Here is a 16,596-nt window from a genome sequence, read left to right on the forward strand (position 1 = left end):
AGAGTAATGCATGAAATATTGGTTAATGAAATCAGAACCCGATGACATCAGTATTGATGATTTACAAAACAGTCCAAATAATACAATGGCTTGGCAAGGCATACGAAATTATCAAGCACGTAATTTTATTCGCGATCAAATCAGCCTTGGTGATCAAGTGTTGTTTTACCATTCAAGCTGCAAAGTGCCAGGTGTTGTAGGCATTGCCACTGTCGTTAGCCAGCCTAAACTTGATGAAAGTGCATTTGAGCCGCAATCTCGTTACTTTGACCCTAAGTCAGATCCAGGCAAGCCGCGGTGGTGGCAAGTGGATATTCAATTTACTGCAAAACTGAATCAACTCGTCAGTTTAAAGCAACTCAAAAGTGACCCGGCTTTACTAAACATGGTATTAGTTACCAAAGGTGCACGGTTAAGCGTTCAACCTGTCACAGCCGATGAGTTTACTCATATTGTTGCGTTAGGCCAGTGATTTAAGTACAAAAAAGGGTAACTGAATTCAGTCACCCTTTTTTTATGAATAGCGAAAAATGAAAAGTTAATTAATCATTCGTCCAATGCCACCTAACACTGAACCCTCACCTTGATCTTTACCACCGGTTGAAGGTGCATGGGCAATAATACGGTCAGCCATACGAGAAAACGGTAGGCTTTGCAGCCACACAGTGCCATGACCTTGCAGCGTCGCGAGGAATAAACCCTCACCACCAAATACCATCGACTTAAGTGAGCCAGCACGCTGAATATCATAATCAATGCCTGGGGTAAAACCCACTAAACAACCGGTATCAACCCGTAAGGTTTCACCGCGTAATTCTTTTTTAATTAAGGTGCCACCAGCATGCACAAATGCCATGCCGTCGCCTTTAAGACTTTGTAAAATAAAGCCTTCACCACCAAAGAATCCCACGCCAAGGCGTTTGTTAAACTTCATCGTGACTTGAGTCCCCAGCGCTGCAGCTAAAAAACTGTCTTTCTGGCAAATCAGTTCACCATTATGCTCAGCAAGATCAATAGCTAAAACAGTGCCAGGGAAAGGAGCTGAAAATGCGACTTTACGTTTACGGCCACCTTCGTTGGTAAAGTGAGTCATAAAAATCCCCTCACCCGAAATTGCTCGCTTACCTGCGCCCCACAATTTACCAAAAAAGCCTGATTCAGGTTCAGAACCATCACCCATTTTAGCTTCAAAAGCGATATCTTCTTCTAGGTATGTCATGGCTCCAGCTTCGGCGACCACAGCTTCATGTGGATCGAGTTCAATTTCAACTAATTGCATACTTGAACCGATAATTTCGTAATCAACTTCGTGACATGTTCTGGTCATTTTTTGCTCCTTAAAAATGAGTGTGGCAGGTTAAGCGTTAGCACGGACGATATTATTGCATTAGGTTAACAAGTTGTTACTTTCATTCCTATGGAAACTTTGTGACATAATATGTCTCAAAATATTGCAAGCACTTATTTAACCTAAACCTGCACCACTTAATCCTGTTTGTTGCTGTTGATACAAGGCAAATTCTTGCAAGATAAGTTCAGTGAATAATTGCCCTGCTCGGCCTAATGGACGTTCTAACGTTGACACCAATTGCGGGGTAAAACTAAAACGATTGCCGCCAACAAAATCAATTGCCGTTAACTCACCATTGGCTAACTCTTCAGTGATTAAAAAATCCGGCATCCATCCAAAACCCAAGCCTTTTAATAATGCATTTTTTTTCATAATAAAGCCTGACAGATAAAATACTTTATCGCCACCAAATTGCATTTCATCACGCGCACGTTTACCCGGTGATGAATCTTCGATGGTCAGCTCAACATGCTGTTGTAGCTCAGGTAAACTAATGCCTTGTCGCTGACTCAGTGGATGTAAACCTGCAGCTACAAGCACACTGGTTATCGTCGGCAATGGCATAGGATGATAAGAAGGCCCTGTACGATAATCTTTTACTAGCATCAAATCTGCTTGGTCGCGCTCAAATCGATGTTGCACCCCACCTAAAAACTCCATGTTTAACTGAATTTTGGTGGGAATATTATGCTCTGACATCAACTTTAATGCGCTCATGATGGGCTCCATGGGTAACGCACCATCAATCACTAATTCAAGCTTAGGCTCCCAGCCTTGACTGTAGCGGCTGGCTAAATGTTCTATATTGGCCAAATGCTGCAATAGTCGCTGACCTTCAGCCAAAATGACTTTACCCTCAGGCGTTAACTCCGCTCGGTAGTTATCGCGATTAAATAAAGTCACCCCTAAATGTTGCTCTAACTTCTTAACCTGGTAGCTCACCGCCGACTGCGCTTTATGTAAACGTTCAGAGGCTTTAGAAAAACTACCTTCTTCAACAAGGACTTGCAGAACATTAAACGCATCAATATCAATCCGCATACCCGCTCCTGTGTCTTGTTATCAATACACTTATGTAAAGCAAACAAGACAATCTAATAATTTGATTGAGATAAGTGATTTATTATTCTTTTTTTTGTGGATCTTTACCACTAAATTGTTAATAAGATCACATATTGGTTTGCCCAGTGCGATTAGGCCATAACAATAATGAACAATCAGCCACGTCACATGCTGTTGATTAGCCAGAGGACAATCAAATGCCATTCTATGTTAAACAAGGTCAAGTGCCGCCAAAGCGTCACATTGCTTTCGAAAAAGAAAATGGTGAACTTTACCGTGAAGAGTTGTTCTCCACTCACGGGTTTTCAAATATTTATTCCAATAAATATCATCATAATATGCCCACCAAAGCGATTGATGTTAAACCATACGCGTTAAGTCATGGCGAACAATGGCAAGACCCATTAATTCAAAACTACAAGCTCGATTCACGTCAGGCTGATTGCCAAGGCAATTTTTTTAGCGCACGTAATAAAATCTTTTTTAATAACGATGTCGCCATGTATACCGCTAAGGTCACTGAGCCAACAAATGAGTTTTACCGCAACGCGTATGCAGATGAGGTGGTCTTTATTCATGAAGGCGAAGGTCAGCTATTAAGCGAATACGGCGTTATTAACACCAAAAAATGGGATTACCTGATCATCCCGCGCGGAACCACTTACCAATTAACCTTTAACGATTATCAAAATGTACGCTTGTTTGTGATTGAATCGTCGTCAATGGTTGAAGTACCAAAACACTTTAGAAATGAATATGGCCAAATGCTCGAGTCGGCGCCGTATTGTGAACGCGATATTCGCACCCCAACCTTAACCGATGCAGTGGTTGAAAAAGGCGAATTTGCCTTAGTGTGTAAATTTGGCGAGCGCTACCAGCAAATGATGTTGCAATGGCATCCATTCGATTTAGTCGGTTGGGACGGTTGTGTGTATCCCTGGGCGTTTAATATTACTGAATACGCCCCTAAAGTTGGCCAGATCCATTTACCGCCATCTGAACATTTAGTCTTTAGTGCGCACAACTTTGTTATTTGCAATTTTGTGCCACGCCCTTATGACTTTCACCCCAAGTCTATACCTGCACCTTATTACCACAACAATATCGACAGTGACGAAGTGCTTTATTACGTCGACGGCGACTTTATGAGCCGCACCGGGATTGAAGCTGGCTACATGACGTTACATCAAAAAGGGGTGCCACACGGTCCTCAACCTGGGCGCACAGAAGCATCGATAGGCAAAACAGAAACATACGAATACGCAGTGATGGTCGATACATTCGCCCCACTCAATTTAACCACTCATGTGCAACATTGCATGAGTGCTGACTACAACCGTTCTTGGTTAGAAAACTAAGATGTAATTTAACTAACCCAAGTCACCCAAGAGTGATGGCGTGTTGACAGAAAAATAAAGGAAAACAAAATGGCTAGCGAACTGAATCCACTGGGACTTTTAGGCATCGAATTTACTGAATTTGCCAGCCCAGATACCGAATATATGCACCAGGTCTTTATTGATTTTGGTTTTTCGATGTTAAAAAAAGCCAAAAACAACGACATCGTTTATTACCAACAAAACGACATTAACTTTTTACTCAATAAAAGCCGTAGTGGTTTTTCAGCTGAATTTGCTAAATCACACGGGCCAGCTATTTGTTCAATGGGCTGGCGCGTTGAAGACGCAGAGTTTGCTTATAATGAAGCCGTTATTCGCGGCGCAAAACCCGCTACCGAGGCCAGTAAAGACATGCCTTATCCCGCCATTTACGGTATTGGCGACAGCTTAATTTATTTTATCGATACCTTTGGTGAAGATAACAATATTTATCAAACCGATTTTGTCGATTTAGAGCAACCCATTGTGACTCCAGAAAAAGGCTTTATGGAAGTCGACCACTTAACCAATAATGTCTACAAAGGCACCATGGAAAAATGGGCCAACTTTTATAAAGATATCTTTGGCTTTACCGAAGTGCGTTATTTTGACATTAGTGGTGCACAAACGGCATTAGTCTCTTACGCCTTACGTTCACCCGATGGCAGTTTTTGTATCCCAATCAATGAAGGGAAAGGCAATAACAACAACCAAATTGATGAATACTTAGGTGAATATAACGGCCCTGGGGTACAACATTTAGCCTTTAGAAGCCGTGATATTGTGGCGTCTTTAGATGCAATGGAAGGCACGTCAATCCAAACGTTAGATATTATTCCTGAATATTACGACACCATTTTTGAAAAGTTACCGCAAGTCACTGAAGATCAAGATCGTATTAAGCATCACCAAATTTTGGTTGATGGCGATGATGATGGTTATTTACTGCAAATTTTCACCAAAAACCTATTTGGGCCTATTTTTATTGAAATCATTCAACGTAAAAATAACTTAGGCTTTGGTGAAGGTAATTTTAAAGCGTTATTTGAATCAATTGAACGCGACCAAATGAAACGCGGCGTGCTGTAACCAATCGGTATAATTTGATACATAAAAACCAGCAATTTGCTGGTTTTTATCATTTTAGGCCATTACACTTGGCCACATTCTGTTATTGATAATTGACGCCAATGCCTGATTACACCGTACTTGCTGTGTTTATTCCTACCTTCTTTTTTGTCTCCATCACCCCAGGTATGTGCATGACCTTAGCCATGACTCTGGGCATGAGCGTTGGCGTACGTAAAACCTTATGGATGATGCTAGGTGAGCTGGTCGGAGTGGCATTAGTGGCCATTGCAGCCGTACTGGGCGTAGCCAGTATTATGCTGAATTACCCACAGGTATTTGATTTACTTAAATGGCTGGGTGGCGGTTATTTAGTGTATATCGGCATTAATATGTGGCGCGCCAAAGGTAAAATGGCGGTTATCGACAGTGCCCAAGTCAACACCCGCCGAGCAAGCTTAATCAGCCAAGGATTTATTACCGCCATTGCCAATCCTAAAGGCTGGGCGTTTATGATTTCGTTACTTCCGCCGTTTATCAATGTCGACAGTCCTGTTGGCCCACAGCTTGGTGTGTTGCTGGGTATTATTATGATAACCGAAAGTGTGTCGATGTTGGCCTATGCCAGCGGCGGCAAAAGCTTACGTTTGTTTTTAAGCCGTGGCGATAATATCCGCTGGATGAACCGTATCGCCGGCAGCTTAATGATGCTTGTAGGTGTGTGGCTCGCACTGGATTAACACCCAAAAAACGAGATTAATTACTGGTTTTATAGGGTAACAGTTGCGTCATTTGCTCAATATACAATTTAATATGTGCTTGCTCTTGCTGACAAAAATTTTCAATGGCATCACTAAATGCAGGGTGGTCAATCACATGGCTTGAATAAGTCGCTACCGGATAAAAACCTCTTGCCACTTTATGTTCACCTTGCGCGCCCGCGTCAAACACATGTAACTGATTGGCGATCGCATATTCGATGCCTTGATAATAACAGGCTTCAAAATGCAAACCATCGTAATCGCTCAACGCCCCCCAGTAACGACCGTATAAATGTGTGTTGGAAACAAAGTATAGCGCCGACGCCACCAACTCATCTTGTGCATTGTGAATCATTAATAACCTGATTGACTCTCCCATCGTTTGCGCAATTAACTTAAAAAATGCCGCAGATAAATACCCTTGGTGACCAGAGCGCTTAAGGTAAGTCTGTTGGTAACAGCGAACAAAACCTTGCCATTGCTCGTCGGTGGCGTCATCGCCATTCACAAAGGTAAAACGCAGTTGCGCTTTTTGTATTTGTGCACGCTCTTTGGTGATATTTTTACGTTTTCTTGAGCTCATGCTAGTTAAAAAATCGTTAAAGTCCACATAGTGATTATTGCGCCAATGAAACTGGCAACCATGACGCACAATGATGCCAGTATTTGCCCACAGAGTATGTTCGGCTTTATGACTAAATAACCCATGCCAAGAAGACCATTGCCGCTCGCTTAATTGCTGCTTTATTACTGTGATGATTTCTGAAGTGACGTGCTGCTTGTCGATATCGCTTAATGAAGGCAAAAAGCCAATACGTGCACCCGTTGTTGGCGTAAAAGGAATACTGCTCACCAGTTTGGGATAGTAATCTAATTGATTACGTTCATAAGCCTCGGCCCACGCCCAATCAAACACATACTCTCCCCAGGAGTGGGTTTTAATGTACAAAGGCATTAACGCCACAATCGTATCACCTTGAGTGACCACAAGATGATGCGGCTGCCAGCCGGTTTTATGGCTCACACATTGGCTTAACTCTAAAGCGGATAAATATTCATGACGCGTAAAGGGTTGACTAGCATCAAAATATTCATTCCATTGTCTTTTTGTTATTTCACTAATAGTATTAGTAAATCTGAATTGATAAACTAGTGCCTCGTTATTTTCCACCGATACCTACCCGTTAATGCTTAAATAAATTGGTTTAAATTCTCATACCAATTGTCATAGTCATGTGGCATGTTCTACAACTTAATCAAATAAATCAACACCAAGGAATGATCGTGAAACGACTCCCTAAATTGAAACCCTTATTACTTAGCGCAGCATTATCTGTCACCTTGTGCTACCCCGTTTTAAATAGTACGCCTTCTTATGCTAATGAAACCTCTATTTTCAGCGAAATGGCAACCGCCCAGCCAATTTATGCCAAACATGGCATGGTCTCAAGCCAAGAGGCTATCGCCAGTCAAATTGGTGTTGATATTTTAAAGCAAGGCGGTAACGCTGTTGATGCCGCTGTTGCAGTTGGTTATGCCCTCGCAGTCACCTTACCACGAGCAGGTAACATTGGTGGCGGCGGTTTTATGTTAGTGCATTTAGCCGAACAAAATAAAACCATCGCCATAGATTACCGTGAAACAGCCCCTAGCAAAGCTCATAAAGACATCTTTTTAGATGAACAAGGTAACGCCGTTGATAAACTGAGCCGTGAACATGGTTTAGCCGTGGGTGTACCTGGTACCGTGATGGGGATGGAACTTGCTAGACAAAAATACGGCACGATGAGTTTAAAACAAGTCATCGCACCAGCGATAAAGTTAGCTAAAGATGGCATTGTCGTCACTTCTGATTTATCGAATTCATTAAGTGGCTTAAAATCGCGTATTTCACAATGGCCAAGTTCAGCTGAAATTTTCTTCCATGCTGATGGCAGTGACTATCAAGTTGATGAAATTTTAAAGCAGCCAGAGCTTGCGCATTCGTTATCACTCATTGCCAAAAAAGGTACTGACGGTTTTTACCAAGGTGAAACGGCAAAGAAAATCGTCGCGGCAGTAAAAGAAGCTGGCGGGGTAATGAGTTTACAAGATTTAGCCAATTACAAAGTGGTTGAACGTGAGCCTGTTCGCGGTAATTATCGAGGTTACGAAATCGTCTCTATGCCACCACCGTCGTCAGGTGGGATCCACATTATTGAAATGCTCAATGTGCTCGAAAAGTTTCCTATCGATCAATTAGGCCACAATACAGCCAATACACTGCACCTAATGGCTGAAACCATGAAGTACGCCTATGCCGATCGCAGCGAGTTTTTGGGTGACCCTGATTTTGTCAGCATTCCGGTGGCGCAATTAACTAGTCGTGAATACGCCGACACCATTGCCAATAAAATCGCAATCAATAAAACTACCCCAAGCAGTGAAATCAAACCGGGTAAAATTGCTGGGTATGAGAGCGATCAAACCACCCACTATTCTGTTGTTGATCAATGGGGTAATGCTGTAGCTAACACTTATACCCTTAACTTTAGCTATGGCTCTGGATTAGTGGCTAAAGGCACCGGGATTCTATTAAACAATGAAATGGACGACTTTTCAGTTAAACCGGGAACCCCAAATGGTTATGGTTTAATTGGTGGTGACGCTAATGCAGTGCAAGGCAATAAACGCCCATTAAGTTCAATGAGCCCAACCATTGTGATGAAAGACGGTAAACCCTTTATCGTCACAGGCAGCCCAGGCGGCTCGCGCATTATCAACATCACCTTACAGATCATCATGAATGTGATTGACCATAAGTTGAATATTGCCGAAGCTACAGCTGCGGCACGTATTCATCATCAGTGGCAGCCAGACTTTATTTGGGCTGAGCATACGTTAAACCGCGATACCATTTCACTGCTTGAAGCAAAAGGCCATCAAGTTAAAACCCAGCAATCGATTGGTAGCACTCAATCGATTATGGTGACTGAGCAAGGTATTTTTGGGGCGTCAGACCCTAGACGTGCAGGCTCTGCAGCAATAGGGCATTAATGATGCAATTAATGTTATAAAGATCTACAAATCGTCCAAATAAAACCGAGCAACCAAAATTGCTCGGTTTTTTTGTTACAAACTAATCAACATCTTTACATCTATATTCATCATCTTCACGTCTAAATAAGTAGAATGTTGTCGGTAAAACCAAAATGAACACGACTCACATTTTATTGCTCATTATTGAGGATAGAAAACCTAATCAAGAGGACACCTTATGAAGGGAGCAACCCTTAAGCCTATTGTCGCTAGCATTGCGTTAATTTTTGCACTAAATGCATGCTCGGTTTCATCAACGCAACAAGCGTCTGTAGAAGCGCCATTAACAGCTGAGCAAATAAAACAACAACATGCTGATAATCCGTTTTTTAAGCCTTACGGCACATTTTTCGAAATGCCAGACTTTGCCCAAATTACTACGGACGACTATATGCCAGCCTTTGAGGCCGGTATTGCAGAATTACAACAAGAAATTGCGGTTATTGCTAATAATCCTCAAGCGCCCACATTTGCCAACACTATCGAGGCAATAGAGTTCTCAGGCGATTTGCTCACCAGAGTCACTTCGGTATTTTTTAATCTAACCGGTGCCAACACCAACGAAGCCCTACAAGACATCTCAAAGCAAATTTCACCTAAGTTGTCAGCCTCTAGAGATGATATCTACTTAAACGATAAATTGTTTCAACGTGTCAAAACGGTTTATAACCAGCGCGAAAACTTATCACTTAATATCGAAGAAGCTAAACTCCTAAACGATACCTACCGTGCTTTTACTCGCGGCGGGGCGAATTTATCAGTTGATGATAAAAATAAATTACGCGATTTAAATGAACGGATTGGTAAATTAAACCTCGCTTTCGCAGATAACTTACTGGCTGAAACCAATGCATTTCAACTGGTAATAGATAACCCAGAAGAATTGTCTGGTTTACCTCAAGATGTCATTGATACCGCTGCGCGCAGAGCCACTCGCCTAGGTCATCCAGGCAAATGGGTCTTTACGACACATCGTCCATCAATTACGCCGTTTTTAACTTACGCTGATAACCGTGAATTACGTGAAAAAATATATAAAGCATATATATCAAGAGGTAATAACGATAACGAGCAAGATAACAAAGCCATTTTAGCTCAGGTTGCGGCATTACGCGCTGAAGTAGCACAACTTATGGGCTACCAAAGTCATGCCCACTTTGTACTCGAAGAACGTACTGCACAAACCCCAGAAAACGTATACAAATTACTTGATAAAGTGTGGCCTGCGGCCATCAAAAAAGCCAACAATGAAGTCAGCGACATGCAGGCGTTAGTTGATGCGCAAGGTGCTGACATTACCATCCAACCTTGGGATTGGTGGTATTATTCTGACAAAATCCGCGTAGCGAAATACAGCTTTAATGAACAACAAACCAAGCCATATTTCTCGCTTAATAACACCCTGAAAGGTGTCTTCTATACTGCTAATCGTTTATATGGCATTACAGTAAAAGAGCGCAATGATTTGCCGACATACCACCCAGACGTTCGCACTTGGGAAGTTTACGATAAAGACGGTAGCCTGATGGCAGTGTTTATGGGCGATTACTTTGTGCGTCCAAGTAAACGTGGCGGCGCATGGATGAACTCGTACCGCAAGCAATATGATATGAACGGTGTTGATTCTAAGCCGATTGTGGTTAATGTACTTAACTTCCCTCGCCCTGCAGGCGATGAGCCAGCGTTATTAACCTTTGATGAGGCAAGCACCCTATTCCATGAGTTTGGTCATGCATTACACGGCATGTTGTCTGATGTGAAATATCGCTCTCAATCAGGCACAGCAGTACCACGTGATTATGTTGAGTTCCCATCACAAGTGATGGAAAACTGGATGACCCAACCTGAAGTGCTGGCTCAATTTGCCACGCACTATCAAACAGGTGAAGTGATCCCACAATCATTAATTGAGAAAATCCAGGCAGCTAGCCAATTTAACCAAGGCTTTGCCACAGTAGAATACATGGCGGCGACTTACCTCGATTTAGATTGGCACTCATTAGAAGATAATACGCTTCGGGATGCTGCTAAATTTGAGCAAGCATCATTAAACAAGATGGCCTTGATTAATGAAATCGCCCCACGATATCGCAGCACTTATTTCTCGCACATATTTGCTGGCGGATATTCAGCAGGTTATTACAGCTACCTTTGGTCTGACATTCTTGGCGCTGATGCGTTTGAAGCCTTTAAAGAAAACGGCATATTTGATCCGGTAACGGCACAAAAATTCCGCGATAATATTTTATCAAAAGGTGGCAGCGCAGATCCTATGGAGCTTTACCAAGAGTTCCGAGGTAAAGAAGCCGGTATTGAACCTTTATTACGCAGCAGAGGCTTTTTAAAATAAAGGTTTATTAGCTTAAACTTTATTATATTCGCAATGACCGAATGGTCATTGCGAATATAACAACACACTATGTGAATATATATTCAAATAAACTTTTCAACCACTTCCTTTCTCAAATATTAATCTCACTCATGCTTAATTATGAATATTAAACATGATCTTTAATTTATTTATCTTATATTTACATTAAGGTTACGTTGCAACATATCTACATCGTCTAATAACGAAGAATAATTGAGCAAACGCACCTTTTATTTAAATTAAATTGGCGTTTCATCACAATTTATTCACTTATCCTGTTTATACTCACGCAGTGTTTTCACTTTGTCATCAATATTGATAAAAATTGTTAACACTACGTATGAGGCAAAAACAAAAAATACGCCTCGGGGTCAAAAAAACAGAGAGACAAATATGTTAAATAAAAAACTACTTGCAGTTGTTATTGCAGGAGCCATGGGCTTAACGGCTTGTGATTCTGATAACGATAGCGTTGTTAGCGCTGATATTAATTTACGAGTCATGGAAACTACTGATCTTCATACTAATATGATGGATTATAACTACTATACTGGTAGTGAAGATAAAACCATTGGCCTTGTGCGTACAGCCAGCCTAATTAATGCTGCACGTGCTGAAGTGACAAACTCAGTATTAGTCGATAACGGTGATTTATTACAAGGTAGTCCGATGGGCGACTATATTGCAAATAAATTCAAAACCGAAAGCGATATACTTACCGATACTCATCCAGTTTACAAAGCAATGAACACGCTTGACTATGAAGTGGGTAATATTGGTAACCATGAATTTAATTACGGTTTATCATTCTTAGAACAATCATTAGACGGTGCTAACTTCCCATATATTAATGCTAACGTCATTTGTGCAGACAAAGATGGCTGTTGGGATGATGTGTTATTTAATGAAAACATGTTCACCCCATATATCATTAAAGATAAAGTTGTTACTGACGTTGATGGTAACGAACACACCATTAAAATTGGTTATATTGGTTTCGTACCACCTCAAATCCTTCAATGGGATAAAGCTAATTTAGAAGGTCAGGTTGAAGTATTAGGCATTGTTCAAGCAGCAAATAAATTTGTGCCACAAATGCAAGCTGAAGGCGCTGATATTATTTTAGCCATTCCGCATTCTGGTATTGGTTCGAGCGAAAACCCAGGTGATCCTTGGGCAGAAAATGCCACTTACGCATTAACCAATGTTGATGGCATTGATGCAATCTTCTTCGGTCACAGCCACTCGGTATTCCCATCCGCAACCTACAGTGACTTACCAAACACTGACGTAGACAAAGGCCTATTAAACGGCGTGCCAGCTGTAATGCCTGGTCGTTGGGGTGATAACCTTGGTGTCGTTGACCTAGTATTACGCCAAGTTGAAGACAAATGGACCGTTATCCATGAAGAATCAACTGCAATTGCACGTCCAATTTACGACAACACCAACAAAGTGGCTTTAGTTGATGGTGAAGACAGTTTACGTGATGCAATTGAAGTAGAACATAACGGTACGATTGAATATGTAAGTCAACCCATTGGTGTTGCTGCTGCTGACATGTATAGCTTTTTAACATTAGTACAAGATGATCCTACCGTTCAAATTGTATCAAATGCACAAATCGCCCGCGTAGAAGCCTTAATCACTGATGATTTAAAAGACTTACCAATTCTATCTGCATCAGCACCGTTTAAAGCCGGTGGACGTTATGCTGAAGGTGATGCAAGCCAATATGTACAAGTGCCTGCTGGTGACTTATCGTACAAAAACGCGGCTGATTTATACCTTTATCCAAATACTATGGTTGCAGTTAAAGCTACAGGTGCAGAGTTAAAAGATTGGCTTGAATGTTCAGCCAACCAATTTAACCAAATTGACCCAACAGTAAGCACACCGCAATACTTAATTAATCGTGCTGGCCACCCAACGTATAACTTTGATGTTATCGATGGCTTAACTTACAACATTGACGTAACTCAACCGAGTAAGTTTAACAGCAGCTGTGAAGTAGTTGACGCCGATGCTAATCGTATTGTTGATTTAGCTTACACTGATGATGAAGGTAATGTGATAACTGGTGACGAATTAGCTGCAATGTCATTTGTTGTAGCGTCAAATAACTACCGCGCGTTTGGTGGTTCATTTGCTGGTACTGGTTCTGATCATGTAGTGCTAGAACTGCCAGATACCAACCGTGATGCATTGTCTGCTTACATTACTGACGAGTCGCAACCGAATGCTACTGGCGGATATGATGCAATGGTTGACCCATCTGCTGATTACAACTGGGACTTTAAAACTATCGACAATGCTACCGTGGCATTAGACATTCGTTTTGAAACCCAGGACAGCGAATTAGCCGATAATTTTGTTGCAGAAAATCAACAGCGCAAAATGGTTAAGTTGCCAACAACTGATGACGTAGTATCTGGTTTTGCTATTTATAGCATTGACCTAACTACTCCTGTTGCACCGCAATAATACATTGAAAATGATACCAAAAAGGCGCTAAAAGCGCCTTTTTTATTGCTTTTTCACTCGTTTATTTCAAATAAATGGCCCATTTTTTGGATATGACCTAACGGAACATGATGACGATTACGCTCAGCGCATAACTGTTGATGCTCTGCATTTTTAGGCTGGCCCACTAACACGACACGAACCTGATACCCTAACGCTTTTGCCGCGGCTTCATAAGCCATAAACTCCCATTGAGCCACATTGGTATTATCACAAATCACCACAGGTTCCTGGCGTGCTAATGCTTCAATAAAGGCGGTTAAATTAGCTTGATGATATTGGGCTAACTTTTGAGGATTAAAGTGATACTCACCATCGACATAAAAATAATTATCAGTTGAAAAATAACCATATTGTCGAATGTGAAATGACTGTTCAATGCCTAATGAACCAATATAATGTTCAACCCAATATGACTTACCACTACCGGGTAAACCACGCATAATAATTGCGACCTTAGCATTAGCACCTTGAGAGCCTAGCATTTCAGTCTGCTGTGTCACTGCCAATCACCTCACCTGCAAGAATTTTGTCCACTAACTTTGGCACTATCTCCCCCGCTTTACCGGTTAAGTGATATTGAAATTGACTGTGCCTGTCTGCGGCTAATAAATTAACTTCTACGGTTTGTGCACCATGATGATTTGCAGAATCGACAAAACCAGCAGCAGGATATACGGTCCCCGATGTGCCAATGGCAATAAATAAATCGCAATGATCTAATGCATCATGAATTCTGTCCATACCAAAAGGCATTTCGCCAAACCATACAATGTGTGGTCGTAAACGTTTACCTGGGATACAACAAGTGCAGCAATTATCTACGCCAAAAGGTTCACGTAATGCAAACGTTTGTAATGACTGTGGGCAACGACCTTTAGATAATTCGCCATGCATATGCAATAACCGACGAGAACCAGCGCGCTCATGTAAGTCGTCAACATTTTGAGTAATGACGAGTAATTCACCGTCAAATTCAGCCTCCAATTTGGCTAACGCTTCATGGGCTGCATTCGGTAATACTTCACCACTGTGGAGTTGCTGCCAACGTGAATTATAAAAACGTTCAACCAACTCGACATCACGAGCATATCCCTCTGGTGTAGCAACATCTTCTATATGATGTTCCTCCCATAAGCCATGTTGATCACGAAAGGTTTTAATACCTGACTCAGCTGAAATCCCCGCGCCGGTCAGTACCACAATTTGCCGGTACATGTTACGTCCTTTATTGTTGTTATCATTTACATATTGCTTTAATTTAACATTAACACTTTCTCGGGCGATATCATTAAACTCTACTACGAATTAGCAAAGTTTTTTCTTCTACAAATCACATAGTCTCATCATAACCTTACATTTAATAGGTGCAATAATCCCTTAGTATTAGTAAGCTTACTGATGATATTAAAGCGATATCACGCAAATACTATCAACTTAAGTACGTGTTTTACTAAATATTCTTCATATAGGTTGATTAAGCGCGTTAAGAGGTTTATGTTTTTATATTCAAGACATATAATGATTAGATTATCCACCGATGAACCGATGGGTTCTGCAATCAAGAGATTAGCAATGACAGATGGAAATCAAGCGCTAAAAAAAGCCGGATTAAAAATAACCCTGCCGCGAGTTAAAATCCTAGAACTGATGCAAGAGCCTGAGAATCAGCATATCAGTGCCGAAGACTTATATAAAAAGTTGCTCGAAGTTGGCGAAGAGATTGGCCTAGCAACGGTATATCGTGTATTAAACCAATTTGACGATGCTGGGATCCTCAATCGTCATCATTTTGAAAGTGGCAAAGCCGTATTTGAAATGTCGACACAACAACACCATGACCATTTGGTGTGTTTAACCTGTGATAAGGTCATTGAGTTTTCTGATGAAGTGATTGAACGTCGTCAAGACGAAATCGCCATGCGTCATAATATAAAACTGACTCACCACAGTTTGTATCTTTATGGTCACTGCACCAACGACACTTGCGATCACGCCGACGAATAGTCAGTGTGTTATGCACAAAACCAGCAATCTTGCTGGTTTTTTATTGTCTATCATTTCTGCTATACCAACCACATCAACCATAAGCTATAACTCAACACAGATAATAAAGTCGATAACACCACTGTGCTCCCTAAGGTTGATTGATATTGCTTAATTTCGGTGGCGATAAGGTAAGCATTTACGCCTAACGGTGATGCACTTAACAAGACTAACATAACGGTATTTTGTTCAGAAAACTCAAACACCCTATCTGCCATCAGGTAAACCAAAGCCGGCAATAATAGTATTTTTAAGCAACTTGCTAGCAAGGCAAAGCGCCAGTTGTCACCTATACGATAAAAGCTGAGATTAGCCCCTAATACAAATAAAGCACAGGCCAGCGCTGGCTTGGCTAATAATGCTAGGCCTTCATCAAGTTGCTCGCCTAATTCAATATTTAAACCATTAGCGATAATCCCAAGGCTGATACTTAATACCACCGGATTTAACACCATTGAGCGGGTAAAATTACGCCATGAAAACCCATGTTGCTGCGAGCGGGCAGCCAATATAAAGGTTAACGCAAATAAAAACGCACTATGAAAAGTAATGATCATGAATATCGAACCAATCATTGCTTGACCTAATGCAGCCGTAATCACAGGTAAGCCCACAATCACAGTGTTGGAATAACTGCACCCCAACGCATAAACGGCACTGGCGTCGCTGCGCTGTTGCGTTTTCGCGCCAAAATATCGATTAATTTGATATCCAACAGCAAACACAAATAACACGGGTAAATAAAAAGCGAGTAACGATGATGGGTCAATACTTTGGGCAAATGGCGCCGCCAACATATTGGTAAATAAAAACGCGGGAATACTGACATAAAAGGTAAATTTGCTCAGCCCAGCAATATGCTCTTTATTAAAAAAACCAGCGCGAGTAAGCCCATAGCCAAGTGCAACTATAAACATAATCGGAAAAATAATATTCACAATGGCCATCAATTAAATC

Annotated in this window: 14 protein-coding genes; 8 read left to right on the plus strand and 6 right to left on the minus strand. The window is 41.4% G+C overall.

Translation table 11 applies throughout. The features are described from left to right. Nucleotides 1–10 precede the first annotated feature (10 nt). Nucleotides 11–472, plus strand: coding sequence for an EVE domain-containing protein (locus tag IEY48_RS01390; RefSeq protein WP_188916532.1), 462 nt, complete (start codon nucleotides 11–13; stop codon nucleotides 470–472). A gap of 66 nt (nucleotides 473–538) precedes the next feature. Here IEY48_RS01390 and IEY48_RS01395 read toward each other — a convergent pair whose 3' ends face one another. Next, the gene (locus IEY48_RS01395; RefSeq protein WP_188916533.1) at nucleotides 539–1,327 is read right to left on the minus strand and encodes a TIGR00266 family protein; all 789 of its coding nucleotides are present in this window, start codon (nucleotides 1,325–1,327) and stop codon (nucleotides 539–541) included. 138 nt (nucleotides 1,328–1,465) lie between these two features. Then, the gene (locus IEY48_RS01400) at nucleotides 1,466–2,392 is read right to left on the minus strand and encodes a LysR family transcriptional regulator (RefSeq protein ID WP_188916534.1); all 927 of its coding nucleotides are present in this window, start codon (nucleotides 2,390–2,392) and stop codon (nucleotides 1,466–1,468) included. Nucleotides 2,393–2,610: 218 nt separating this feature from the next. Here IEY48_RS01400 and IEY48_RS01405 point away from each other — a divergent pair, with 218 nt between their 5' ends. The 3 genes from IEY48_RS01405 (at nucleotide 2,611) to IEY48_RS01415 (ending at nucleotide 5,600) form a co-directional block, all read left to right on the plus strand. After that, entirely contained in the window at nucleotides 2,611–3,771 is a 1,161-nt protein-coding gene (locus IEY48_RS01405; protein WP_188916535.1) for a homogentisate 1,2-dioxygenase, read from the plus strand. A gap of 69 nt (nucleotides 3,772–3,840) precedes the next feature. Next, nucleotides 3,841–4,881 (plus strand): 4-hydroxyphenylpyruvate dioxygenase, encoded by a 1,041-nt coding sequence (gene hppD, locus IEY48_RS01410; RefSeq protein ID WP_188916536.1) that lies wholly within the window; start codon nucleotides 3,841–3,843, stop codon nucleotides 4,879–4,881. Nucleotides 4,882–4,982: 101 nt separating this feature from the next. Continuing rightward, nucleotides 4,983–5,600 carry a LysE family translocator gene (locus IEY48_RS01415; protein ID WP_188916537.1) on the plus strand — a complete coding sequence of 206 codons (618 nt, stop codon included), beginning with the start codon at nucleotides 4,983–4,985 and terminating at the stop codon, nucleotides 5,598–5,600. Between the two features lie 16 nt (nucleotides 5,601–5,616). On the opposite strand, the gene IEY48_RS01420 is transcribed toward IEY48_RS01415, so the two are convergent. After that, entirely contained in the window at nucleotides 5,617–6,792 is a 1,176-nt protein-coding gene (locus IEY48_RS01420) for a GNAT family N-acetyltransferase (protein WP_188916538.1), read from the minus strand. 107 nt (nucleotides 6,793–6,899) lie between these two features. Between IEY48_RS01420 and ggt the strand changes: the two genes are divergently transcribed. The 3 genes from ggt (at nucleotide 6,900) to IEY48_RS01435 (ending at nucleotide 13,554) form a co-directional block, all read left to right on the plus strand. Further along, a complete protein-coding gene (gene ggt, locus IEY48_RS01425; RefSeq protein ID WP_188916633.1) occupies nucleotides 6,900–8,657 on the plus strand; it encodes a gamma-glutamyltransferase in 1,758 nt (585 codons plus the stop codon). A gap of 220 nt (nucleotides 8,658–8,877) precedes the next feature. Next, nucleotides 8,878–11,049 (plus strand): M3 family metallopeptidase, encoded by a 2,172-nt coding sequence (locus IEY48_RS01430; RefSeq protein ID WP_188916539.1) that lies wholly within the window; start codon nucleotides 8,878–8,880, stop codon nucleotides 11,047–11,049. Nucleotides 11,050–11,463: 414 nt separating this feature from the next. After that, a complete protein-coding gene (locus tag IEY48_RS01435; RefSeq protein WP_188916540.1) occupies nucleotides 11,464–13,554 on the plus strand; it encodes a bifunctional 2',3'-cyclic-nucleotide 2'-phosphodiesterase/3'-nucleotidase in 2,091 nt (696 codons plus the stop codon). 53 nt (nucleotides 13,555–13,607) lie between these two features. On the opposite strand, the gene IEY48_RS01440 is transcribed toward IEY48_RS01435, so the two are convergent. Both IEY48_RS01440 and cobB read right to left on the minus strand, forming a co-directional pair. Continuing rightward, on the minus strand, nucleotides 13,608–14,078 hold the full coding sequence (locus IEY48_RS01440; protein WP_188916635.1) for an ATP-binding protein: 471 nt from the start codon (nucleotides 14,076–14,078) through the stop codon (nucleotides 13,608–13,610). Nucleotide 14,079: 1 nt separating this feature from the next. Continuing rightward, nucleotides 14,080–14,811, minus strand: a complete 732-nt coding sequence (gene cobB / locus IEY48_RS01445; RefSeq protein WP_188916541.1) for a Sir2 family NAD+-dependent deacetylase — start codon at nucleotides 14,809–14,811, stop codon at nucleotides 14,080–14,082. A gap of 357 nt (nucleotides 14,812–15,168) precedes the next feature. On the opposite strand from cobB, the gene fur reads away from it, so the two are divergent. Continuing rightward, on the plus strand, nucleotides 15,169–15,600 hold the full coding sequence (fur, locus tag IEY48_RS01450) for a ferric iron uptake transcriptional regulator (RefSeq protein WP_188916637.1): 432 nt from the start codon (nucleotides 15,169–15,171) through the stop codon (nucleotides 15,598–15,600). Between the two features lie 59 nt (nucleotides 15,601–15,659). On the opposite strand, the gene IEY48_RS01455 is transcribed toward fur, so the two are convergent. Then, nucleotides 15,660–16,586 (minus strand): AEC family transporter, encoded by a 927-nt coding sequence (locus IEY48_RS01455; protein WP_188916542.1) that lies wholly within the window; start codon nucleotides 16,584–16,586, stop codon nucleotides 15,660–15,662. Nucleotides 16,587–16,596: the final 10 nt, after the last annotated feature.

Origin of the sequence: Shewanella saliphila (assembly GCF_014648295.1) — a bacterium.
Classification (GTDB): domain Bacteria; phylum Pseudomonadota; class Gammaproteobacteria; order Enterobacterales; family Shewanellaceae; genus Shewanella; species Shewanella saliphila.

Bases quoted from the DNA above. Each gene is read 5' to 3' on its own strand.
- cobB (WP_188916541.1), bottom strand. From the start codon at position 14,811: ATGTACCGGCAAATTGTGGTACTGACCGGCGCGGGGATTTCAGCTGAG.
- IEY48_RS01390 (WP_188916532.1), top strand. From the start codon at position 11: ATGAAATATTGGTTAATGAAATCAGAACCCGATGACATCAGTATTGAT.
- IEY48_RS01430 (WP_188916539.1), top strand. From the start codon at position 8,878: ATGAAGGGAGCAACCCTTAAGCCTATTGTCGCTAGCATTGCGTTAATT.
- IEY48_RS01400 (WP_188916534.1), bottom strand. From the start codon at position 2,392: ATGCGGATTGATATTGATGCGTTTAATGTTCTGCAAGTCCTTGTTGAA.
- IEY48_RS01405 (WP_188916535.1), top strand. From the start codon at position 2,611: ATGCCATTCTATGTTAAACAAGGTCAAGTGCCGCCAAAGCGTCACATT.
- fur (WP_188916637.1), top strand. From the start codon at position 15,169: ATGACAGATGGAAATCAAGCGCTAAAAAAAGCCGGATTAAAAATAACC.
- IEY48_RS01415 (WP_188916537.1), top strand. From the start codon at position 4,983: ATGCCTGATTACACCGTACTTGCTGTGTTTATTCCTACCTTCTTTTTT.
- IEY48_RS01435 (WP_188916540.1), top strand. From the start codon at position 11,464: ATGTTAAATAAAAAACTACTTGCAGTTGTTATTGCAGGAGCCATGGGC.
- IEY48_RS01440 (WP_188916635.1), bottom strand. From the start codon at position 14,078: ATGCTAGGCTCTCAAGGTGCTAATGCTAAGGTCGCAATTATTATGCGT.
- ggt (WP_188916633.1), top strand. From the start codon at position 6,900: ATGATCGTGAAACGACTCCCTAAATTGAAACCCTTATTACTTAGCGCA.
- IEY48_RS01395 (WP_188916533.1), bottom strand. From the start codon at position 1,327: ATGACCAGAACATGTCACGAAGTTGATTACGAAATTATCGGTTCAAGT.
- hppD (WP_188916536.1), top strand. From the start codon at position 3,841: ATGGCTAGCGAACTGAATCCACTGGGACTTTTAGGCATCGAATTTACT.
- IEY48_RS01455 (WP_188916542.1), bottom strand. From the start codon at position 16,586: ATGGCCATTGTGAATATTATTTTTCCGATTATGTTTATAGTTGCACTT.